The following is a 23,745-nucleotide window of genomic DNA, read 5'->3' as shown; positions in this document are numbered from 1 at the left end:
AAGAAATATGCAGATTCATCTTGCTAATCCACGAGGTTTTTGTGCCGGAGTTGACCGTGCGATTATTATTGTTGAGCGCGCTTTGGAAATGTTTCCAGCTCCTATTTTTGTGCGTCATGAGGTGGTGCATAATAAATTTGTAGTAGACGGGCTCAAAGAGCGCGGGGCAGTATTTGTAGATGAATTATCAGAAGTACCTGATGACAGCATAGTTATTTTTTCTGCTCATGGTGTATCTCAAGCTGTGCGAACGGAAGCTGACTCCCGTGGTTTAAAGGTTTTTGATGCTACCTGTCCATTAGTCACTAAAGTTCATATGGAAGTGATGCGTGCCAGTAAGAAAGGTACTGAATGTATTTTAATTGGACATCATGGTCACCCTGAGGTGGAGGGGACTATGGGGCAATACGATAATGCTAAGGGTGGTATTTATTTGGTGGAATCAGTTGAAGATGTGGCATCGTTGGCAGTTAAAGACCCGTCTCAACTTTATTATTGTAGCCAGACAACCTTATCGGTAGATGATACTGCTGATGTAATTGATGCATTAAGACTACAATTTCCTGCTATCGAGGGGCCCCGTAAAGACGATATTTGTTACGCCACCCAAAATCGCCAAGACTCAGTCAGAGAATTGTCTTCTGATTGTGATTTATTGTTAGTTGTAGGCGCACAAAATAGTTCCAACTCTAATCGACTTAGAGAATTAGCTGAAAAAATTGGTGCCACCGCTTATTTAATTGCAGACGCAAACTGTATTCAGCAATCATGGCTTAAAAACGCAAAAAATATTGGTGTCACAGCTGGCGCATCTGCACCAGAGATATTGGTACAAGGAGTAGTAAATCGCTTAATAGAGTGGGGGGCTTCGGCTGCCATTGAAAGAGCCGGCCGAGAAGAAAATATCGAATTCGCCGTACCTAAAGAGTTGCGGATTAAGAATATATCTTCGTAATATCACTCGTTTATTCTGCACTAGCTTTAGATGAATTCGGAAGCAGTATGGCTGTTAAACTATCTTCGATATTGAGATAGCTATTGGCTGCATCTTTGACGACCAACTTATCGATACTCTCTACTAAGGAAACAAACTCATTTAAGCCGAGTTGTTGGTAATCATCTTCGGCATCCCATTGTAAGTAATGTTTCCAAAAAGAGTTGGTTGTTAATTTTACTTCTCTGCTTTTTAACTTTTGTGCGATGTAGTTATCTACATACTTGTCTTCAGTCTGATTGACTTTTAGTGAGTTTATTACCTTATGTATCTCAGCTACTAGTTCTTCTACTCTTATGGGGTCGCAGCTAAAAGATATATTGGTGGAATATTGATTATGTAATCTTGAAAACGCGCTTTTAACGTTAATGCCATATACGCCACTTTTTTCTTCTCTGATACGTTCCCGTAAAATACTACCTAGTACATATTCTAAGGCATTTAAATGCATTTGGCTCTTATGTGACCAAGGTGAATCACCATAAAAGTTAAGTCGTACAGTCGCTTTTGGAACTAAGCCTTTTTCGACTTTTACTGTTAATTTTCCTTTTGTTCTTAGGTTGTCATGCAATATCCGCTGTTCATTTTTAGAATCGCTGGGAAGACTTGCAATGTAGCGGCTTAACAATTTTTCCATTTGTTGTAAGTTGATATTACCCACAAATATAAAATTAAAATTGGCCGCATTTGAAAAACGTTGTTGGTAAAAACGATAGGATTTATCCAAATCTTGGTTTTTGACAATATCGGCATCAAATTTTATAGATCTTGGATTTTGACTGTATTGCAGTAATCTTATTGTTTCTGAAAAAACACCTTGGGGGCTGTTAAATCTATCATGGATGGATGATTCTACTCGAGATATGTATGAGTCAAATGCAGCTTTATCTTTGCGCGGCGCAACAAACTTTAAATGTAACATTTGCATAAAGTGTTCAATGTCTTTGACTGAACTGCCGCCACTAATGGATTGATTGTCATTATTTATTGTTGTTCTTACCCAAAACTGTTTACCTTTTGAAAACTTGGCTATGTCTGCTAGGGGGTAATTCGCTATGCCCGACATTTCGACAATATTTGCAGCCATGATAGTTTTAAACATCATCTGTGGCTCTAGTAGTGAATATCCGCCTTTGGCCCTTGCCGCAAACTGGATCTCATCCTGTTTAAAGTCTGTTTGTTTTAATACTACCTTCGCACCGTTACTTAAGATCCAAACATGGCTATCAAGCTTGTCGTCGTAGACTTTACTTATTATCGAGCCAGCTTCGGGCTTTTCAGACATCAGTTGCTGTATAACCTGGCTATCTTGATAAGCAGTAACTTGTTGCTGAGTCACATGCTCTATCAAAGTAAGTAGCTCAACTTTAGTGGGGAGGCTGGATTTGTCTGATTCAGGCGCTGATATTTTTATGATCCTATTATGGGGAGTAAACCAAGTTTTCCCTAATGCATTGACTTCATCTAATGTGATTAGCGGCAGAAAATTTTCACCTATCGCAAGATAATGATCGATCCCGGCAATGCTGTCACCTCTAACAAAATGGCGTACGTACTCGTTTGCCAATCTAGATGATTGGGTGGTATCGATTTCTTTAGCGGCATTATCTAGTTTGCTCAATAAACTTTGTTTGTAACGATCAAGTTCCGATTGGGTAAATCCATGTTTCATAATCCGGTTTAACTCGGTTAACAGAAAAGCGACGACTTCCTTACTTTTTGTCGGTTTTGCCGTTGCCGCAAGCGTAAACACACTTTTATCAGCTCTAAAGGCACCGAAACTACTACCGGCTCCAATTACGGGAGCTTGAGGAAGAAGGGTTGCCTCCCCAAACCGGCCGTTTAGCATATTGATAAAAAGTTGCGCGACTAATGTTTGGTAATATTGAGAGTAGGTGACAGGCGTTACAAGATCTTGTTTTATTTGAATTTCAACTGTCGTTCTGGTGAGCTCTGGATCCGTCTCTATGCTGACTAGAGGCGTTGGGTTATTTGGAATGTTATAGACAGGTTTGTGTTTTTGACCTTGGGTGGTTACCTCAATCGAACTAAAGTATTTTTCAAATAATTTTTGTATTTGCTGCGGATCAAAATCACCTACTGCGACCAACGACATGAGTTCTGGACGATACCAATCTTTGTAAAAGCGCAGCAGATCTTGATGTTTACCCTGCTCAAGAATTTCTTTGTTACCTATGGGGAGCCGCAGTGCATATTGAGAACCTTGGTAAATAATAGGTAGTTGTTTATTGAATATGCGCCAGCCTGCACCTTGTCGTGCCCGCATTTCTTCTAGTACGACTCCTCTTTCTTTGTCTATTTCTAGCCCATCGAATTTAATTTTGTGAGCCCAATTTTCTAGTATATGTATACCTTTTTCTAAGATGCTGTCTTTGTCACTAGGGAGTTGTAGTTTGTATACAGTTTCATCAAAACTTGTATATGCATTAAGGTGGGCTCCAAATTTCATACCTATGGATTCTACATACTCAACTATTTCTTGTTTCTCGAAGTCTTCTGTACCATTAAAGGCCATGTGTTCTACAAAATGGGCGAATCCTTGTTGATTTTCGTCTTCTAAAATAGATCCCGCTTTAACAATTAAACGTATTTCAGCACGTTTCTCTGGAGTGTTATTTTGCCTAATTAGATAATTGATACCATTGTCTAATTGGCCTTTAATAACACGCGGTGAAATAGGAAGATCACCACTGAAATCAGGAACTGCATGGCTAATAATTTGGGGGGGAGATACGCTGTTATTTAAAGTTGTATTACAACCAATACAAATTAGAACAATCCCAATCAAGAAAACGTAAAACAAGCCTTTGTTTGGCATACTGCAACCTAGTGATTTAAATTAAGCAAAACCATACCATACTGGGAAATTAAGAAAAAAGCTTGATGACCCCCCAAGCCAACTAAAAAACACATTTCAGGTGATTTAGGAATAACACTTATAAAAAACAATGAGCTGGGGTTTTATTTAGAGATTGATTTATCTGCATAGTTAAACATTTTACATCGTCCAATTGACTGCCCTTTGCCTTGGCGGTAATGGTATAAGTTGTGGCTGATACGTTAGTTACAATAAAAGCATAATATTCACTAACTGGTAGACCAAGCTGTGCAGTTTCTGCATAGCTACTATTTTCTATACGGAAGGCTTCTTGTTGTATTTTTAGTCGCAGTAATTGGGTGATACCATCCCCTCGTCTTGCTGCCAATATTTGTTGTTCAAAAGATGGAAATATGAGTGTCGCCAACACCCCTATTATTATTACAACCACCATAAGTTCAAGTAGTGTCATTCCGAGTTGTGTGCAGAATTCAAAGTGATTTTGACTGTTATTTTCCTTGTTTTGTAGCGGCATATTCATTCCTTTTTATGCGTTTTAACTAAACTGAACTATATTTTGTGTAAGGGATTAGATTATAGGTCAATTTCAAATTGGCGCTAAGTAAGGATACTAATATGCATAACCTTTCTGGTTTAACACTTCTAGAGTTGCTCATTACCATCTCAATTCTTGTACTTGTGGTGTCGATTGGCTCCCCAGCAATTAACTCAATACAAAAAAACATGCAATTAAAAGGGGCTGTCGAAAGTAGTTATTTTGCTTTCCAACAAGCTCGAGTTGCTGCAATAACCCAAAGTATAGACGTATCGGTTGCGATCCACTCAGGTAATAACTGGTGTGCTGCACTGAGTGACACTGGTGTCTGTGATTGTACTGTCGCCAATGAGTGCACCATTAACGGGGTGGAATACAAGGTGGATTTTGCTGACTATCGATTTGTCAGTATCGACAATGTTAGATTCGGAGTAGACAGTGTTGCCGTGTTTGATGCAAACAGAGGCTTGGCTATCGGACATGCTGGTTCAGTGATTTTCACTGATGGAGATAAACAACTTAAATTGATTTTGAGTAACATGGGACGAGTTAGAATTTGTGCAGTTGATTTTAGTTTCGGGGGATACGAGTCATGTTAGTTTCGCCCATAAAACACCATGGCAATAGTTTGGTCGAGTTGATGATTTCTATGGCTCTAGGACTCGCTTCCATCACAGCAATGGCATCCTTAGTGGGACATGGTATCGCGTTAAACTCAAGCTTACTTGCAAAGTCTAGATTAGACGAAGAAATTAATGCCGTAGTAGCTGTTATCAGTCATGATCTTAAACGAACAGGCTACTATGGGCATATTGACGAAGTTGTTAAAAATCCAACCACTTTATCGAACCCTTTTGATCACAGTTTGAGTATCGCGGCTTTTGCAACTGAGCCGGCTAATAGTTGTATCAATTTTGCATACGACCGCAATAAAAACGGTGTATTGGATACCGCCCCTTCAAATGAAAATTATGGCTATCGCTTGAAAGACAAGGCTGTTGAAATTCGTTTGGATGGCGCTGCATGCGATGAGTCTGGGTGGCATGATTTAACGGATCCAAAGGTTGTTCAAGTCATGGCACTAAAATTTAGTTTTGAACAAACAACAGTACAGCAAATCACCCAAACACGGGTCAATATTGAATTACAAGCTCGTCTTAAAAAACATCATGATATTTCACGCAGTATCAACACTAGCGTTTTGATAGAAAACTATGAATAAGTTACTGCCCGTAGGTTCCTCCCGCAACCTAAAACAGCAGGGCGCTGCAATTTTACTAACTGTGGTTCTGTTACTTATTATGGTGACGTTAGTCACGCTTTATACGGGTAAAATTCAATCCTTTGAACATCAAATTATGCTTAATACCCAAAACCAAAAATGGGCTCAGGCATCAGCACAGGCTGGGTTGAATCAAGGTTTGGCGATACTTAATGTAAACAAAGAGTGGCCCGGTGTTGAAGTAGTGGGCAATTTAGATGACAGCAGCACCTTTAATATTTCTGCCATTAGTGAAGATTTACTGGGTAACCGTAAACTTGTCACTATGAATGCTAGCGGAAGATCTGCCGATGGTTTAGCTAAAGCCACTGTAATAGAACAATCACTGGTTTATCCCATTTTGGTCAATCCTCCTACTGCTCCGTTAATAGTTCAGCATGGATTTAGTAGTGCTGGTGAATTTGAGGTTGTTACCAACCCAGATGGATTAGGCGCAGCAGCTCCATTATCTTTATGGTCAGATGCTGTGATTACATTGTCTGGTACTAGTCATCATAGTTGTATATTAAGTGTGTTTAACCAAGGGGATTGTAGTACTGATAGTTATTCTGATCACAGCATAAAACAGTCTGACATTGCCGATAGTTCTGCTTCATTTCCCGCAGATTTAGTCAGTTATCTGTTTAACATTCCTTCAGCTGAATGGATTCAATTACAACACCAATCCGACTTTGTACTGGCAGACTGTGACACCTTAGATATTGGCAGTTGGGGAGTGATTTGGGTTAATGGTGATTGTGATGTGAGTGCCAGTACACAAATAGCAACTGCCTCAGAACCTATTATTTTAGTTATTTTTGATGGCAAAGTAGAGTTTCATAGCGATGTGGTTATGTATGGTCTGTTGTTTTCATTTAAACCTGTAGGCTCAATCAAGGATCTGGATATTAATATGCAAACTGATAGTGCCGTGTTTGGTGCTGTAGTTGCAAATTATCAGTTAGGTACAACAGGTGATTTAACTCGTGTGGTGTTTCAAGCCAATGTCTTACAACAATTACAAAACAGCAAAAAATTGCAAAGAGTTGCTAGAGTGCCCGGTAGTTGGCATGATTTTTAGATAATACCAATCTATAAAAGGAAACTTAAATGTCTAAAGAAAAAGGATTTTCTCTTATTGAGGTGTCAATAGCTTCACTCATCATAATGTTGGGTGTTACGGGTTATGTAACCTTGCAAAGTGAATATGTAGTCGCCGATACTAAGCTGAATTTGCGTGGTTTGGCTCTACTCCTTGCCCAAGAAAAATTAACTGATTTAGCGTATTTTCAACACCTAAACCATGTACAAGGCGTTGCGTCGTATCAGAATATTGCCAATAATTTGGGAGGAAGTATCCCTGCAGGAGAACGAGACATAATTGTGTCTTCAGAGTTGAATTTGCAAACATTTGACACCCAGTGGCAGGTTGAAGACTTGTATTATGTGGACAGCAATTTTGATGGCATTGCTGATCACTGGGCGAAAGTCGGGGACCCTTTTTTTCCAGTGAATTTACCTCGAAATGTCAATTTAAAAAGCGTTCACATTATAGTTACTTGGCTCGATATAAATGGCGACAGTAAACAAATTGATATGTTTGGAAGTATTGCACCTATTGCGCAAAGTCAAAGCTTTCAAACTAAATATCGTTCTTCAAGTTCTCTCGCCGCGCCATAACATTCGAAAAACAAATCTATTTATTCAACATGTACTATGCTGTACACAATTAAACTAAGTTATAGTTAGTTGTTTTAAAAGCATTTATTGCAATATTTTATGTTAATCAAATCAAAATATATACCTTTATCCCGGTACTAATAACTTATTACTTCGTATTTTTAGCTAACATACTAATCATAGATTTATCTAGACAGTTAGTCGAACATCTATGTTTTACAACTAGAGAGAGAAATGATTGTGAAGAGCAACCCCAAAAAATCCTATGTAAATAATCAACAGGGTGTTGGCATGATTGAAGTGTTAGTCACTTTGTTCATTTTATCTGTGGGGTTGCTTGGTGTCGCATATTTACAATTTGTTGGTTCATTTACAAACTCTGAGGCTTTAAGCCGTTCTCAATCTGTATTGGTTGCACAGCAATTAACTGAACGTTTGCGAGCCAGCGCAGTATTTTCACCGCTAGGTAAAGGTTTAGTTGTGCATAATGATTATTTTGACGAAGATTTGTATAACTTTTCTGGCATGACCTGTACCACTGGTCTACCCCATGCTTGTTATTGTTTGGCTCGCCCTAATTCTATTCCCAATTGCAACGATAACGTCTGCACTGCAGCTCAACTTGCGGTTTTTGATGGCTACGAGGTGTCATGTTCAGCCGTAGCAGCCAATCCAGAAATAAAAATTAGTTTAACCTGTGAATTGGATAATAATGCAGCCGATACAGACGCCTGCAGTGTTGGTTCTAAGCATATTGTTATTTTAAGTTGGCCAGTTGAAAATTGGCAAAATATTGAGCGCACCTTGAACGCTGATTGTAATGTTGATGAAACGCTACCCCATGACTGTGTGTCAGTGGATGTGACTTTATGAATGTTAATAATAAACAAAGCGGGTTTAGTCTTATTGAACTGATGATATCCCTAACTCTAGGGCTTATCGTTTCTGCAGCAGTTGTACAGGTGATGATTAGTAATAATTCTACCGAGCGATTAAACCGGTCAATTGCATCAGCTCAAGAAAATGGGCGTTTTATTATTGCCAGGCTACGTAACGATTTAATCATGACCGGGCGCTACGACATGTTACGTCCCGAACTCAATAAAGATGTTGATATCGTTGTTGAGGCCGCTTTTGTTCAAAATAATCCAATCCCTGTAGTGGGCGATTTCAGTAATGGTTTAGCTAAAGGTGCCATAGAAGGAGTCGGTACTGCTAGTGATACTTTGATGGTAGTTCTGCAAGGCACTAACGATTGCCGAGGAGCCACTCATGGATATGTTAATGAAGAGTTTATGGTGGTCAACGAATATTTTTTAGATGGTACATCCTTAAAATGTCGGGGATTTGATGGCAGAGTATTACGTGGCCAGAAGGCTGAGGTTGATGGCGATACAGCTTACACTTTGTTAGATGACGTAGTGAGTTTTCAAGTTCAATACGGCATTACAGATAATATTGCTTCACAAGACAATTCGGCAAGACCCGTAAAATTTATAGATGCTGACACCTTAGACGCTGAAAAAGCAGCTGGCGCATTGGTTGTCGCTATTCGTATTGCATTATTACTAAAAGCTGATTCTGACGTATTAATCAGTCCAGTGCCCCAATTTAAACTGCTCAATGAAGATCCGATTCAGCCTTCTGAAAAAAGGTTGTATAAACAATTTGAAACAACAATCACTTTGCGTAATAGCAAAAATTTCGCTCGAAGTAGAAATATATGAAATATCTATCAAAACAAAAAAATTCAGGAATGGTCATGGTATTTTCTTTGCTGATACTGATGAGTCTCACGATTTTAGGCGTGTCATCAGTTTCCAGTAGTTTAATGCAAAGTAAAATGGCGACATCCATGGAGAAGCGCTCTCTTTCATTTGACGCCGCTGAATCTGCTATCGCAGGCGTAATGTTTGAATCTGAAGATGAAGTACTGCTGAGCAACGCTGTTTTAGATGATCCCTTGTCTGCGGCCAGAGGCGGAACCTTATTAGATTTGAATGTTCAAGATCTGAGTTGTTTTGAAGATGAAGCTTGGACCAACAGAATACTCACCAAAAATGGTCTGATAAAAAACACACAACATATCACTGCGGGTAATTATACCGATAAACCTGTGGTAAAAAGTTGGTCTCGTGCCGCTTTTGTGCGTGAGCAACCTTGTGTTGGCTCAAGCAATGTTATCGGTGGCAGTAATATTAGTTGTCATATCTTTATTGTTAGGGGATGTGGGCAATTAGACGATAGTAATTACGCGGTAGCCAATTCAGTTAATGCTTCAGTTTTTGCACCTGCAACCCAATAAGTGGTGGTTTTTATGAAATATATTAATAAAATTGTAGCAATATGGCTGGCGGCTAGTTTGACGCTTTTCAGTAGTGTCATTAAAGCCGATGACTTGGAAATATATCTAGGAACTGCAAGCAATGCCGTTACTTATAATCCGAACGTGCTATTTATTATGGATACATCAGGCAGTATGACGGGTAGGGATGGTGGTTCTGAATCAAGAATGTTACGGGTGCAAAATGCACTTAAAGAAACGCTAAACTCTGTCACTAATATTAATGCGGGCTTAATGCGTTTTTCAGATTTTGGTGGTCCAGTGTTATATCCGATTAGGCCAATCGATGATCCCGTTAGTCCTGAAATTATCACTTCAATTGCACAGGCAACCGACGATGCTTATGAAATTGGCTCTACGGTAAATACTTCCAGTAATACCCTGAAACTATCTCAAAGCACCAATTCAGTAACATTAGGACTTCGTTACCAGAGTCTTAATATTCCGCGTGGCGCGGTGATCACTAATGCGTATATTCGTTTCAGTTCAAATGGCTTTAATAGTGGCGCAACAAACTTAACCTTTAATGGTGAGTTAATTGGAAACTCACTTACCTTCAGTAATACCAATAACAATATTTCAGATCGGACTAAAACATCTAATTCAGTACTTTGGGATACTGATAATGACTGGCCCTTGTCGAATGACACTATTGTGTCTCCAGATTTAAGTAGTATTGTGCAAGAAATTGTCGATCAATCTGACTGGTGCGGTGGTAACGCTTTAAACATCATAATTGATGGAGAAGGTTTAAGTACTAGTAGTTCACGAGTCTCGCCAGCATTTGAAGACGGTGAAGGGCTAACTCCGCAACTTGTTGTGGTATACGACGACACAACTGCAACTGGTTGTGTACAAGGTAAGTTAAGTTATCAGGTTGACGCACAAAAAAATAATGCTGAAGAGCGTAACGACGGGTATCAATCAACTGGAACTGAACTGACCTTTAATAGTAGTTCGAACAAGTATATTGGTCTTAGATTTAGAAATATAGGCTTGCCTCAAGGCGCAACTATTACCAACGCATACTTAGAGTTTACGGCCTATCAAAATAGTTCAAGTTCTTCGGCCAGTTTTAATATTGCAGGAGTCGCAGAAGATGATCCCAGTAGTTTTAATTCTTATCCACGATATTTATTGAGAAACAAACCCAAAACGGCATCAGTTGCTTGGACGGGAATTCCTAGATGGTATAGAAATTATACTTATCAAAGCCCTCCAGTGACCAGTATAGTCGAGCAGATTGTTGGCCGTGGTAGTTGGGAGTTTGGCAACGATATGATGTTTGTTTTGTCAAACTTTGTGGGTGTTCGAGGTGCTTATACCTATAACGGAAAACCTTCAAGTACCGTTAGTTTAGTGGTGGAATATCAGGGGAATGCTATACCTGGCGCCACTTCAACTGTACGTGAACATCTAGTCAGTCAAGTCGATTCATTGAATGCAAGTGGGTATACACCCATAGTCGATACCTTGTACGAGGCAGCCAGTTATTATGGAGGCTTACCTGTTGATTATGGGAAAACCCGTGGTCAATCTACTGTTTCTAATACGGTGCGCCAAAATACAAGGGTGAGTCATAGATTGTCTTATGTCGGTGCTGATTCCGTTTTACCATCGGGTTGCACAGTAGACAACCTGAGTAGCTCAAATTGTAGGGGCGAATACATTCCAGATGCCGCTACTTACATCAGCCCAGTTACTGATAACGTCTGCCAAACTAACAATCATATTGTGCTGTTATCTGACGGTGAGGCCAATAATAATCATAGTGTTACTGAGATCCAAAGCTTGCTTGGAAAGTCATGTAATGGCTCTGGTGGAGAAAAGTGTGGTGTAGATCTTGTCAAAAATATAGGGGATGGTGATGAATCTAAGATCAATACGCGAGTGTTTACACACACAATTGGTTTTGCCGCTAATTCAAATGCTAACGCTTTTCTGAACGATTTAGCAGTTAATGGTAATGGTGATTTTTATACTGCAAGTAATACTGAGGATTTAGTAGGGGTTTTCCAAGCCATATTAAAAACCGTTAAGGACGTTAATGCTACTTTTGTTTCACCTGGGGTGGCTGTGAACCAACTTAACCGCTTGACCCATAACGACGAGTTATATTTTGCTTTATTCAAGCCTGCAGAAGGCGCTATTTGGCCGGGAAATGTCAAGAGATATAGATTAGATGGTTCGGATATTCTTGATAAGAATGGCTTGAATGCGGTGGATAGTGTGACTGGATTTTTTAATGATACTGCTCATAGCTTTTGGTCTTTGTTGGCTGATGGAAATGACGTGCGAGAGGGCGGAACCGCAGGGAAAATGGGCTTGCCACGGGATGCTTACACTTTCAATGGCCCAGGTACTATTATCAATACTGGAAACTTGTTGCATGAAGATAACAGCTCTTTAACCATTGCAGATTTAGCCGTTGGTGCTTTGACAGATCCTGCAGCGACCCGTGAAACTGTATTAAAATGGGCCCGTGGAGTCGATGTAAAAGATGACGATGGCGATGGCAGCACAACAGATGCTAGACAAGCAATGGGCGACCCCATTCATTCTCAACCTGTAATAGTTAACTATTCTCTCACTGATAGTGCGGTGTTTGTCGCCACAAATCATGGTTTCTTACACTCGTTCGACCCAGCAACAGGTGAAGAAAACTTTGCGGTTATACCTAAAGACTTACTGGATAACTTGTATGATTTATATCAGGATTCTTCGAGTTTTTCACATATATACGGGCTAGATGGAGATATGGTGCTTAGAACCGTGGGCACTAATATCTATTTGTATGTTGGTATGCGGCGTGGTGGTAATAATTATTACGCTTTTGATATTACCAGTAAAACTAATCCCAGATTGATGTTTAAAATAGAAGGCGGAACGGGAGATTTTTCTAACTTGGGACAAACCTGGTCTAAGCCTACAGTGACTAAAATTAAAGTTGGGGGAACCACCAAAAATGTTCTGATATTTGGTGGTGGTTATGACGAAGACCAAGACAATAAATTATTAAGAAGTGCAGATTCTGTAGGTAATTCAGTGTTTATTGTTGATGCAGATAGCGGCGATCTTTTATGGTCGGCAAGTAAAGCTGATGCTGACTTAAATTTGTCGGCAATGGAATATAGTATTCCCGCGAGGATTTCTGTTATTGATCGCGATAATGATGGACTTGCTGATCACATGTATGTTGCCGATACGGGAGGTCAATTGTTTAGGTTAGATATTCACAATGAAGATGCAGCCGTTAACTTAGTCACTGGTGGTTTACTTGCGGATTTTGGTGGTGATCTTGAGACAAACAACCGACGTTTTTATTATGGCCCTGATGTATCTGAGATCAGCTTAGGCGCCGACCACTATTATGCCGTTGTATTAGGTTCTGGTTTCCGAGCGCATCCATTAAACGCCACTATTAATGACCAATTTTATATGATTAAGGATGAAGGTGTATTTACATTTGATGAAGATGGTAATTTTGCTTTACCAGCTACAGCTTTAGGTTTAAGTGATTTGTATGATGCGACTGACCATTTATTGACATCTTCCGACACAGTAGCGAATGAATTGGCAGTTGAAGAGTTTGCAGATTCGCAAGGCTGGTATATTAGTCTCAATTCTGGTGGGGAAAAGGTACTTGCTTCGCCACTAATTTTGGACTATCAAGTGATATTTACCACCTACTTGCCAGCAACGGCTAGTGAGAGTGAATGTGCACCGCCTACAGGGAATAGCCGCGCCTATCTGGTTGAACTGATCAATGGCAACTCAGTGATAGATCTAAATCAGGATGGCACACAGTTACATGAAGACCGTTATGCACAATTAAAACAAACGGGTATCGCACCCGATACCAAAATTTTGATTGAAGATATTATTAAACCTATTATCTGTTTGGGTACCGAATGTGCCTCGACTGTAATCGATGTTGATGAAGATGGTAATAAAGTTGACTGTGGTTCAGACTTTGAATGTTTAGCTGAAAATATTCACAGCTATTTTGAGCGAGTGCAAAAAAGTAGTTGGAAAACAGAGACAGAGAGACCATGAGAATAGTGACATATACATTGAGAAAGCAGCAAAAGGGATTTTCATTAATCGAATTAATGATATCGGTGGCTATCATTGGCATTATTGCCACTATTGCTTACCCCAGTTACCAAGGGTTTGTAGTTAACACCAATAGAGGTGCAGCCCAAGCGGATTTAATGAGCTTAGCTGCAGCTATGGAGCGACACAAAGCCGCAAGTTTTAGTTACAAGGGGGCGGCGGATTCGGCGGCGGATACCGGAAAACCTGCGATTTTTCATCAGCATTCGCCATCTGCTGAGCTTTATGCTAACCGAAAATATGATTTGTATATTAGTGAGTCTAGTGGCAGTGCTTATCTCATTGAGGCTAAGCCAGTCACCGGCACTCCCCAAGCTGACGACGGAAATGTTGCCTTTTATAGTGATGGACGACGCGCATGGGATATAAACAATAATGGCACTTACAGCGCCACGGAATTTTGTTGGAGTTGTTAGCAGGTTTACATCGCTTTAACTCGGGATGCGGCACACCTAAACCGAGTTCAGGTTAATGAATTTGTTTCACTCTGCCCACTTCACCGCTGTCTAATCTGACTTTAATGCCATGGGGGTGATTGGGCGAATTGGTGAGAATTTTTTCCACCACACCCTCGGTTAAATCACCGCTTCTTTGATCTTGCTTCAGTACGATTGAAACTTGCGCACCAATCTTAATATTTGCGCGTTTTGTGCCTTCCATTGTTATTTCCTAGTCGTCAGTTTTATCTTTAAATTCACACAAATCTTCAATTAAACATGAACCACATCTTGGTTTACGGGCAATACAAGTGTATCTGCCATGTAATATCAACCAGTGGTGTACATCTACCTTAAACTCTGCGGGGACTACCTTTAATAACTTTTGTTCCACCAAATCAACATTTTTACCCATGGCCAGTTTGGTGCGGTTTGAAACTCTGAATATATGGGTGTCTACGGCTATGGTGGGCCAGCCAAAGGCTGTATTTAATACTACGTTAGCTGTTTTTCGACCAACGCCTGGTAGGGCTTCTAAGGCTTCTCTATTTTCTGGCACCACTGAGCCATGTTGATTGATTAACATGCCACAGGTTTTAATTACGTTTTCAGCCTTTGCATTAAATAAACCAATGGTTTTGATGTAATGCTTTAATCCATCTACACCTAATGCATAAATAGCTTCAGGGGTATTAGCAACAGGGTAAAGTTTATCCGTTGCCTTGTTGACACTAACGTCTGTCGCTTGTGCCGATAAAATTACGGCAATCAATAGTTCAAAAGGACTACTGAAATTCAGCTCTGTAGTGGGGTGAGGGTTAGCATCGCGTAAGCGCGTCAAAATTTCCAAACGTTTTTGTTTATTCATTCTATATCGATTTATACTCTAAAAAAGCTCGTAGCTCGTAGCTCGTAGCTCGTAGCTCGTAGCTCGTAGCTCGTAGCTCGTAGCTCGTACTTTCAGCTCTCAGTCGTAACTCGCGCTCGCTGCACCACTTTTTCTTCAGCTTTTGCGGCAAACAATCGTTCCATATGGCTATCTAATACATTCTTAAGGGCTATTAATAGGCCCATACATAAAAAAGCACCGGGAGGTAAAATCGCCAATAAAAATGGGCTGTCGGTTTCAAATACAGTAATTTTTAAGCTGGTGGCCCAATCGCCTAAGAGTAAGTTGGCGCCGTCGAACAAGGTGCCATAGCCCAATAATTCACGCATCGCTCCTAATAATACCAATATAAGGGTAAAGCCTAGTCCCATCATTAAACCGTCAAAAGCTGATTTTCCAACAGTATTCTTGGATGCATAAGCTTCAGCTCGTCCAATAATGGCGCAATTAGTTACTATCAGCGGAATAAAAATACCTAAGGCCTGATACAAGGTAAAAATGTAGGCATTCATCAATAGCTGCACTATGGTTACAAAGGCAGCGATGATCATCACAAAAATTGGGATACGAATTTCACTTGGTACCCAATTGCGTATTATCGACACTGTGGTATTCGAACCAATCAATACTAGGGTAGTGGCAAGGCCTAAACCTAACCCATTGGTAACAGTGGCTGTAACGGCAAGCAATGGGCACAAACCTAACAACTGCACCAATGCTGGGTTGTTTTTCCACAGTCCTTGCCAGCTTAACTCTTTAAACTCATTCATTATTTTTGTTCGCTTTTTCAGCAACAACACTGACAGAATTAATCTCGCCACAGGCATTAGTCGCGTTAAAAATAGTGGCTTGGTTCGCTAAGTAATATTCCACACTTAACTTAACCGCATTGACCACTGCTCTGGGCGTAATAGTAGCACCTGTAAACTGGTCAAACTGACCACCATCTTTTTTGACGGCCCAATTGGGAGCTAAGTCAGCAGTATAGATTTGATTATCGAAGCCCAACACCCAGTTACTAATTCGCAAGTCAATTTTGTCGCCTAAGCCTGGGGTTTCTTTATGTTCGAGGACTCTTACACCTGTCACCTTGGCTGAACCTGCCTCGGGACTAGTAATGCCTACCACTAAATGGATCTGCCCACTGTATCCGTCAGGAGCTGTGGTTTCTATGGCCGCCGCCACCCCTTGCCCTTGTTTAGTGGCGCGATATAGGTGTTGTGGTTCATCTGACCCTAGTAACTCAGCAGAAGTAACCAAGGCACAATCTAGATGGATGGCGTTGTCATAACTACTTTTATCAATGACAGCATTGAGAATAGATAACAATTTTTGTTGTTGCTGCAAAGCAATTTGATCTTTAGTACCAAAGTAGGTGAGGGCAATGAGTCCCGTTGTGACTATGGCAAAAACAGCTAATATCAATCCGTTTTTAGTCATAGTATATTGCATATTCTTTGTCATGACTGGGCCTTATCTTTTGATTTTCGCTTGCTTGAGCTATGACCGTAGGTGCGTGGGCGAGTATAATAATCAATTAAAGGTACCGCCATATTCATGATCAAAACGGCAAAAGCCACTGCGTCAGGATAGCCTCCCCATTCTCTAATCAGATAAACCCATACACCAATAGCCGCACCAAAAATTATCCTACCTTTATTGGTAGTCGAAGCGGAAACTGGGTCGGTAGCAATAAAAAATGCACCTATAATGATGCTTCCATTGAACAGATGGAAAAGGCTTGAGGGGTATAAATCACTGTCTACCAGAGACATTATCAAGGAGCAGATGAAAAGCCCAGCAATCATACTAAGGGGTATATGCCAATTAATGACTTTTTGTTTGAGTAAATATAGGCCGCCAAGCAGATAACCTAAGCTTATCCAACTAGATGCCACTCCTAGCCCTGAAATGACACTATCAAAAATAGGGCGTTCAATGGTTTCTGAATAGGTAAATCCCTGCGCCAGACCGGTTTTTACTGTATCTAGTGGCGTTGCCATAGTCACACCATCAATGCCTGTTTTCAGTTGAGCTAAGCTAAAACCTTCCACACTAAAACCAGTGAAAACAGCGTTTAGGGCATCCATAAAGTTATGACTATATTGAGCAAGATTTACAGGAGGGATCCACTGGGTCATTTGTACTGGAAAAGACACCAATAGCATGACGTAAGCCGCCATCGCTGGGTTAAATACATTAAAACCTAAGCCGCCATACAATTGTTTCACTATGCCAATAGCGAAAAAAGTACCAATCACAATCACCCACCAAGGGGCAAAAGGGGGAATACTCACAGCCAATAACATCGCGGTTAATACCGCACTATAATCTTTTAAAGCCCGCTCAAAATCACGTTTTCGCAATTCTAAAATGGCCGCTTCGGTAACAACTGCGGTGATTATCGCTAGGCCAATCTGAATGACCGTACCCCAGCCAAAGAACCAAGTTTGTAATAAAACACCAGGGATCATCGCTAAAATGACTAAACGCATGACTTGACCGGTATCACGGCGAATATGTTGATGGGGAGAACTGGCTAATCTAAATTTCATGAGGACTTATCTGCTTTTTCAGCGGCTTTTTTTGCCTTTGCTTTAGCTACTGCTGCAGCAATTCTGCGTTTTTTCATGTCTATTTGTTGTTCTTCTGTTTTGACTAGTTCATCTGCACTGACTGTTTTAATGTTATCTACCTTAGCTGCTGACACTGGTTCCGCCGCGACTTGACTATTTGCAGCTTTTTGAGCTTCACGTTTTGCCTTAGCTTTGGCGACTGCTGCGGCTATTTTAGCCTGTTTACTGTCCGTTATAGTCGGCTTCTCGGTTGGCGGAGTTTCAACGGCTTTTGGGATGCTATCAGTCACTACCGTTTTGGTACTCATGGATACTTTGTTCGGTTGCTTTTTGACATCAATGTGCTGTTGCGGTTGTTTAAGCTGTTCGTCCTTTAGGTTACTTGCATCGTCTTTATCTTTAAGTTCAGTATTGATATCCGTAACTTCAGCCGCCGCTTTTTTGGCTTTTGCTCTAGCGATTGCCGCTTGAACTCTTTGATTTGAACTAGCGACCTTAGTGGCTGGTTCAGCAACTTCAGCTTTCGCGGTTTGTTCTGATGTATTTGCAGGCGCTAATTCAGTTGCCTCTATTGCTTTATCATCTACTTCGCTCAAGGCCTGTTTTTTTGCTTTTGCTCTAGCTAAAGCTGCAGCAATTTTGTCTTTGGAGTTGTTACCATTACTGGCCATGGCTTGTTTTCTGGCCTCGGCTGCCAAACGATGTTTTTCGTCTCTGGCTTGTTGTTCGGCAATTAATCTAGCCTCGCGTTTTTCAAAGCGATCTCGCGCCTTGTCAGACTTTTGTTTATCTTCTTGTTCAACTCTGATTTCGGCCTTAGCTATGCGGTAATAGTGAACTAAAGGTATTTCACTGGGACAAACGTAGGCACAAGCACCACATTCAATACAATCAAATAAATTGTAATCTTGTGCTTTATCTAATTCTTTGGCTTTTGCATGCCAAAATAATTGTTGTGGTAACAAACTGGCCGGACAAGCATCTGCACAAGCACTACAGCGGATACAGGCTTGTTCATTGTTACTTGCCATTTCATTGTCAGTTGGAGCTAAAATACAGTTTGTGGTTTTCACCACTGGCACCAAATCGCTGCTAACATTAAAGCCCATCATAGGGCCACCCATAATGATGTTGGATTGTTTTTGGAGTGTTTGTTTATATTCACAATGCGTCAATAGATGGGCAATAGGGCTACCAATTAACGCCCATACATTACTAGGTTTTTCAACGGCTTCACCTGTAACTGTTACGACTCGACTAATAAGCGGTTTACCTGCAAAAATGGCATCTGCTATGGCAAAACAAGTGCCCACATTGTGCATGATTACGCCTACATCAACGGGTAAACCTTGAGCCGGTACTTCTCTGTTGGTTAACACTTGGATAAGTTGTTTTTCACCACCCGCAGGATACTTAGTGGGAATAGTACAAACACGATAATTAGGGTTTTCTCGACATGCCACTTGCATCGCTTCGATGGCTTCAGGTTTATTGTTCTCTATACCTATCAATACGTGTTTGGGCTTAAGAAGATGGCACAATACGTCTATACCTTGGCGGATTTGCCAGGAATGTTCACGCATCAAACGGTCATCGGAAGTAATGTACGGTTCACATTCAATACCGTTGATGATTAAAAAATCGACGTCTTTTTTAGGTGACGACTTAATATGAGTCGGAAAACCAGCGCCGCCCATACCACTGATACCGGCATCACAAATGGCTGCTAACACTTTAGTTTTGGGTTGATTTTGATAATCGACCATGGGACTAAGTTGCGTCCATTTGTCATCTTGGTCACTGGTTATCTGTACAGTTAATTCTGGCAAGCCTGACGGATGAGCTGATACATGTTTATGGATCGCTGTTATTTCGCCAGACGTGGAGGCGTGAACGGGTACTGCGAATGGGTTCATGCTTTTGGTCAATGCTTGGCCCTTAAGCACCTTTTGACCCACCTCAACAATTAAATGACCCTCAACACCTATATGTTGTTTAACAGTCACGTAGAGACGTTCAGGAATGGGTAACTTAGCTATTGGGGTTTGATTCGACAGTGTTTTACGTTCAGCGGGAAACACACCACCTGGGAAGTCCCATAATTCACCTTTGTCTAGTTTATCTATTATGTCGTCAAAGTTATTTTGCATAATTCCAGTCAGCCAATCTGCTTAATAGGAATGGAATCGATATTCCAGCGCCAGGATGAGGCATTATTTGCCAAAGGTATCATATCGATGCAATCCACAGGGCAGGGATCGACACATAGATCGCAGCCTGTGCACTCGTCTACAATAACGGTATGCATTTGTTTGGCAGCGCCTAATATGGCATCAACAGGGCAGGCTTGAATACATTTAGTACAACCTATACATTCGTCTTCCCGAATATAGGCAACCTTTTTGATATCTTCTTGACCATGGGCTGCATCTAAAGATTTGGCTTCTACACCCATAAGGTCGGCAAGTTTTTTTATGGTGGCATCGCCACCAGGTGGGCATTTATTTATTTCGTCACCATCAGCTATGGCTTGTGCATAAGGTTTGCAACCAGGGTATCCACATTGTCCACATTGGGTTTGCGGTAGGATCTGATCAATTTGTTCAACTAGAGGATCACTTTCTACCTTAAATTTAACCGCCGCGAAGCCCAATACCAGTCCAAAAATGAGGGCCAATAGGCCTATAGCTAATAAAGCAGTTAAAATAGCAAAAGTTAGCGACATTAAAACTTAACCAAGCCAGTAAAGCCCATAAAGGCTAATGACATCAATCCAGCGGTGATCATACCAATAGATGCTCCTTTGAAAGGTTTAGGCACGTCAGCAACGGCTAAACGTTCACGCATGGCGGAGAACAATATGAGTACTAAAGAAAAGCCAACAGCGGCACCAAAGCCATAAACAACAGATTCAACAAAATTATGATCTTGGTTAATATTTAGTAATGCTACACCTAATACTGCGCAATTAGTGGTGATGAGGGGCAAAAATATTCCGAGTAGGCGATATAAAGTAGGACTAGTTTTGTGGACTACCATTTCTGTGAATTGCACCACTACGGCAATCACCAGTATAAAACTCAGGGTGCGTAAATACCCGATACCAAGGGGTAACAATATATAATGTTCAACTAGATAGCTGGAAAGAGAGGCCAGAGTAAGTACAAAGGTAGTGGCCATGGACATGCCAATAGCGGTTTCCAATTTTCCAGATACACCCATAAAAGGGCACAAGCCTAGAAATTGAACCAACACAAAGTTGTTCACCAGCACAGTGCCAATTAATAGTAGTAAGAATTCGGTCATGTAAAGTGGATATTAGCCAGGAGTTATTAAGACGCTGCTATTATCTTTATTTAAGTGATCATTAACAACTTGATATTCAAAAGTTTATTGCTAAAAGGTGTTTATTATTGAAATAAAAGTCGATAAGTGGAGGTAATAAGCAATGAGATAGTAAATATTGAATTGGCTCCCCCTCCCCGACTCGAACAGGGGACCTGCGGATTAACAGTCCGTCGCTCTAACCAGCTGAGCTAAGGGGGAATTCAATTCAAATTAAATATTAATCATCGAAAAATATTTAATGGTCAGTATAAGTTGGCTCCCCCTCCCCGACTCGAACAGGGGACCTGCGGATTAACAGTCCGTCGCTCTAACCAGCTGAGCTAAGGGGGAACTTTATACTTATCGTTGAAAACTTTGCTTAGTTAGAAACTCTTTGTTTAAAACTAGGCTGCTTTTCAACGGTGCGGAATACTAATGAGCATACCGCTCGCTGTCAACACTCAAAGTGAGGTTTTTCACTATATTTTTTTTAACTGCGCAGATTTTGTGCGTATTACCAGAATATAAAAATAAACTAGATTTTATTGCTTCAAAATTGCGCAATTTTAGTGTTCCTATTTGATCGTAAATCAAAGACCGATTTTCCATTTCGTTATAGCTAATTGTTATTAATAATTTATTGATCACTGTATGTAATACCAGCATTTAATAAAAGTGTAACCTTTGTTGCCGATGTGAAGGTTAGTGGCCACCAACTAAAATAAAACCCACCTAGGTTTTAATGTACGCCAATTAAAGGGTGGCGGCAGTTATCCACGAATCTTGTGGATAACCTTGTGGATTAAATTGTCAGTAGTAAAGTTGTGCATATCAATTCAAAGTCAATAGTTGAAGTGGAAAATAAAAAAATAATTAAAAAAAAGCTTTAAAAACAAATGGATAAATATTTTTTTGGGTTGGCTGATTAATAAAAAATTAATTTTAAATTGTATGGATTTATGCTTGTGTGTTGTTTTTAAAGAGAAAAGCGGAAATATGCTAAAACCGACAAATTATTTTTTCATTTTGAATCGATTGTTTTTAAAACTATAAAATTTATTTTGCAAAAAGTCGCTCGAATAAAGCTAAAACGTCAAGAAATGGGCACTCCAGTGTATTTAAAAGGATACACATGGTTGAGTGGGGCTTGTAACAATTTTGTAACATTGATGCAGCTAAATATAAGAGAAATAAAGGGAAAAACGCGTATTATACGCATCAGTATGACCCTATAAAAAATACCATTGCATTTTACTGAAATTTTTAAGATTAAACTCTGTGTTATGTGATTTTGAACTAGTCGAGCTACTTACCTATCAATATCTTCAATTAAGAGAGAGTAATATTGACTTCAAGTACTAAAACAACGTCTCCCCCAGATTTGCTGAACAATGATATTGTCGCCACTTTGCGTGAAATGACCTTGCCTATGATACTAGGTATGGTTGTACTTATGACATTTGGGCTAGTAGATACCTTTTTTATTGGCATGTTAGGTACTCAGGAACTTGCTGCAATCAGTTTTACGTTTCCGGTTACTTTTACTGTCATCAGCCTAAATATTGGATTGGGTATAGGTACCTCAGCCATTATTGCTAAATTGCTTGGGGCCGGACAACGGGATCAGGCAAAAGAAACTGCTACAGGCGCTTTAATGTTAACCATGGTGTTAGCGATTATTTTGGCTATTATCGGCGTAATGTCTATAGAGCCTATTTTTCGCTTGATGGGTGCAGACGAAAAGCAATTGGTTTTAATTTATGAGTATATGTTGGTGTGGTACGGTGCAGGTATATTTCTGGCCATGCCTATGGTGGGTAACAGTGTGTTGCGTGCTTCTGGCGATACTAAAACACCTAGCTACGTGATGGCCTTTGGTGGCCTTATCAATGTCATACTTGATCCTTTACTTATATTTGGTTGGGGGCCAGTGCCGGCTTTTGGAATACAAGGTGCGGCTATAGCTACACTTGTATCTTGGGCCGTAGGTTTGTTTTATATTTTGTATTTATTAGCTGTAAAGAGAAAGTTGATTGAACCTAAGTTACTTAATTGGCAACAGTTAAAGCGCAGTACAGGAGGGATCTTAAAGATTGGATTGCCAGCCGCTGGAGCCAATATGTTAACACCTATCTCTGCTGGTATAGTCACTGCCATTGTTGCCGGTTATGGACCCGAAGCGGTTGCAGCTTGGGGAGTCGGTGGGCGATTAGAATCTATTGCCAGTATAGTAGTGCTGTCTTTATCTATGTCATTGCCACCTTTTATTAGTCAAAATTTCGGAGCCAATAAACTTGATCGGGTAGGGCAGGCCTATAGTTTATGTGTCAAGTTTGTGATTGTATGGCAACTGATTATTTTTGCTATCTTGGCTCTGTTATCAGGGGTAATTGCTAATATATTTACCAATGAGCCAGAAGTCACTTCGACCATAGTGCTATTTCTATTGATTGTGCCCCTAGGATACGGGTTACAGGGCGTGACTATTTTGACCAATTCATCCTTTAATGCCATGCATATGCCTATGTCAGCTTTTTTATTAAATGGAATGCGTCTATTTGTGTTTTTTGTGCCGTTTTCTTTTATAGGCAGTTATTGGTTTGATTTACCTGGACTTTTTTGGGCGGCAGTATTAGCAAATATTACTGTTGGCTGTCTTGCCTTTATTTGGTTTAAAACCATTCTGGCTTCACGATTTGAACAAAGTGTATTGAGTAACTAAGATT

The 23,745-nt window shown here is 40.3% G+C and carries 21 protein-coding genes and 2 tRNA genes; 11 read left to right on the top strand and 12 right to left on the bottom strand.

The genetic code is table 11. The features are described from left to right. Positions 1 to 7 precede the first annotated feature (7 nt). A complete protein-coding gene (gene ispH, locus GARC_RS07170) occupies positions 8 to 955 on the top strand; it encodes a 4-hydroxy-3-methylbut-2-enyl diphosphate reductase (protein WP_007618332.1) in 948 nt (315 codons plus the stop codon). Positions 956 to 965: 10 nt separating this feature from the next. Here ispH and GARC_RS07165 read toward each other — a convergent pair whose 3' ends face one another. Both GARC_RS07165 and GARC_RS07160 read right to left on the bottom strand, forming a co-directional pair. After that, entirely contained in the window at positions 966 to 3,833 is a 2,868-nt protein-coding gene (locus GARC_RS07165) for a M16 family metallopeptidase (RefSeq protein WP_007618331.1), read from the bottom strand. A 118-nt stretch (positions 3,834 to 3,951) separates the two neighbouring features. Further along, positions 3,952 to 4,368, bottom strand: a complete 417-nt coding sequence (locus GARC_RS07160; protein ID WP_007618329.1) for a type IV pilin protein — start codon at positions 4,366 to 4,368, stop codon at positions 3,952 to 3,954. Positions 4,369 to 4,469: 101 nt separating this feature from the next. Here GARC_RS07160 and GARC_RS07155 point away from each other — a divergent pair, with 101 nt between their 5' ends. The 9 genes from GARC_RS07155 to GARC_RS07115 all read left to right on the top strand — a co-directional run bounded on the left by GARC_RS07155 (position 4,470) and on the right by GARC_RS07115 (position 14,206). After that, positions 4,470 to 4,988, top strand: a complete 519-nt coding sequence (locus GARC_RS07155; RefSeq protein ID WP_007618323.1) for a pilus assembly FimT family protein — start codon at positions 4,470 to 4,472, stop codon at positions 4,986 to 4,988. After that, a complete protein-coding gene (locus GARC_RS07150; protein WP_007618321.1) occupies positions 4,982 to 5,611 on the top strand; it encodes a hypothetical protein in 630 nt (209 codons plus the stop codon). Before GARC_RS07155 ends, GARC_RS07150 begins: the two co-directional genes overlap by 7 nt. Further along, on the top strand, positions 5,604 to 6,731 hold the full coding sequence (locus GARC_RS07145; RefSeq protein ID WP_007618319.1) for a hypothetical protein: 1,128 nt from the start codon (positions 5,604 to 5,606) through the stop codon (positions 6,729 to 6,731). Before GARC_RS07150 ends, GARC_RS07145 begins: the two co-directional genes overlap by 8 nt. Positions 6,732 to 6,760: 29 nt before the next feature. After that, a complete protein-coding gene (locus GARC_RS07140; RefSeq protein WP_007618317.1) occupies positions 6,761 to 7,330 on the top strand; it encodes a type IV pilus modification PilV family protein in 570 nt (189 codons plus the stop codon). A 234-nt stretch (positions 7,331 to 7,564) separates the two neighbouring features. Then, positions 7,565 to 8,203: a prepilin-type N-terminal cleavage/methylation domain-containing protein gene (locus GARC_RS07135; RefSeq protein WP_007618315.1), complete on the top strand. Its 639-nt coding sequence runs from the start codon at positions 7,565 to 7,567 to the stop codon at positions 8,201 to 8,203. Further along, on the top strand, positions 8,200 to 9,057 hold the full coding sequence (locus GARC_RS07130; RefSeq protein WP_007618313.1) for a PilW family protein: 858 nt from the start codon (positions 8,200 to 8,202) through the stop codon (positions 9,055 to 9,057). Before GARC_RS07135 ends, GARC_RS07130 begins: the two co-directional genes overlap by 4 nt. Continuing rightward, a complete protein-coding gene (locus GARC_RS07125; RefSeq protein WP_039988993.1) occupies positions 9,054 to 9,635 on the top strand; it encodes a pilus assembly PilX family protein in 582 nt (193 codons plus the stop codon). The genes GARC_RS07130 and GARC_RS07125 overlap by 4 nt, the downstream gene beginning before the upstream one ends. A gap of 12 nt (positions 9,636 to 9,647) precedes the next feature. Then, positions 9,648 to 13,730, top strand: a complete 4,083-nt coding sequence (locus GARC_RS07120; RefSeq protein WP_007618309.1) for a PilC/PilY family type IV pilus protein — start codon at positions 9,648 to 9,650, stop codon at positions 13,728 to 13,730. Beyond that, entirely contained in the window at positions 13,727 to 14,206 is a 480-nt protein-coding gene (locus GARC_RS07115; RefSeq protein ID WP_007618307.1) for a type IV pilin protein, read from the top strand. Before GARC_RS07120 ends, GARC_RS07115 begins: the two co-directional genes overlap by 4 nt. 52 nt (positions 14,207 to 14,258) lie before the next feature. Here GARC_RS07115 and GARC_RS07110 read toward each other — a convergent pair whose 3' ends face one another. The 10 genes from GARC_RS07110 to GARC_RS07065 form a co-directional block, all read right to left on the bottom strand. Further along, on the bottom strand, positions 14,259 to 14,450 hold the full coding sequence (locus tag GARC_RS07110; protein WP_007618305.1) for a YwbE family protein: 192 nt from the start codon (positions 14,448 to 14,450) through the stop codon (positions 14,259 to 14,261). 9 nt (positions 14,451 to 14,459) lie between these two features. Then, positions 14,460 to 15,095, bottom strand: coding sequence for an endonuclease III (gene nth, locus GARC_RS07105; RefSeq protein ID WP_007618304.1), 636 nt, complete (start codon positions 15,093 to 15,095; stop codon positions 14,460 to 14,462). Positions 15,096 to 15,187: 92 nt separating this feature from the next. Further along, positions 15,188 to 15,886: an electron transport complex subunit E gene (locus GARC_RS07100; protein ID WP_007618302.1), complete on the bottom strand. Its 699-nt coding sequence runs from the start codon at positions 15,884 to 15,886 to the stop codon at positions 15,188 to 15,190. After that, complete coding sequence (gene rsxG / locus GARC_RS07095) at positions 15,879 to 16,580, bottom strand: electron transport complex subunit RsxG (RefSeq protein ID WP_039988991.1); 702 nt, start codon at positions 16,578 to 16,580, stop codon at positions 15,879 to 15,881. Before rsxG ends, GARC_RS07100 begins: the two co-directional genes overlap by 8 nt. Next, a complete protein-coding gene (gene rsxD, locus GARC_RS07090; protein ID WP_007618297.1) occupies positions 16,577 to 17,671 on the bottom strand; it encodes an electron transport complex subunit RsxD in 1,095 nt (364 codons plus the stop codon). The genes rsxG and rsxD overlap by 4 nt, the downstream gene beginning before the upstream one ends. Then, the gene (rsxC, locus tag GARC_RS07085; protein ID WP_007618295.1) at positions 17,668 to 19,842 is read right to left on the bottom strand and encodes an electron transport complex subunit RsxC; all 2,175 of its coding nucleotides are present in this window, start codon (positions 19,840 to 19,842) and stop codon (positions 17,668 to 17,670) included. The genes rsxD and rsxC overlap by 4 nt, the downstream gene beginning before the upstream one ends. A gap of 8 nt (positions 19,843 to 19,850) precedes the next feature. Continuing rightward, positions 19,851 to 20,417 (bottom strand): electron transport complex subunit RsxB, encoded by a 567-nt coding sequence (gene rsxB / locus GARC_RS07080; RefSeq protein WP_007618293.1) that lies wholly within the window; start codon positions 20,415 to 20,417, stop codon positions 19,851 to 19,853. After that, the gene (gene rsxA / locus GARC_RS07075; RefSeq protein ID WP_039988988.1) at positions 20,417 to 20,998 is read right to left on the bottom strand and encodes an electron transport complex subunit RsxA; all 582 of its coding nucleotides are present in this window, start codon (positions 20,996 to 20,998) and stop codon (positions 20,417 to 20,419) included. Before rsxA ends, rsxB begins: the two co-directional genes overlap by 1 nt. A gap of 163 nt (positions 20,999 to 21,161) precedes the next feature. Continuing rightward, positions 21,162 to 21,238, bottom strand: a tRNA-Asn gene (locus GARC_RS07070). 55 nt (positions 21,239 to 21,293) lie between these two features. After that, positions 21,294 to 21,370 (bottom strand) — tRNA-Asn (locus GARC_RS07065). Between the two features lie 994 nt (positions 21,371 to 22,364). Here GARC_RS07065 and GARC_RS07055 point away from each other — a divergent pair. Then, positions 22,365 to 23,741, top strand: coding sequence for an MATE family efflux transporter (locus GARC_RS07055; protein ID WP_007618289.1), 1,377 nt, complete (start codon positions 22,365 to 22,367; stop codon positions 23,739 to 23,741). Positions 23,742 to 23,745 lie beyond the last annotated feature (4 nt).

The sequence above is a fragment of the Paraglaciecola arctica BSs20135 genome, from assembly GCF_000314995.1.
Classification (GTDB): Bacteria; Pseudomonadota; Gammaproteobacteria; order Enterobacterales; family Alteromonadaceae; genus Paraglaciecola; species Paraglaciecola arctica.
The sequence above is the reverse complement of the archived record's forward strand: the minus strand, read 5'-3'. Positions and strand labels throughout refer to the sequence as shown.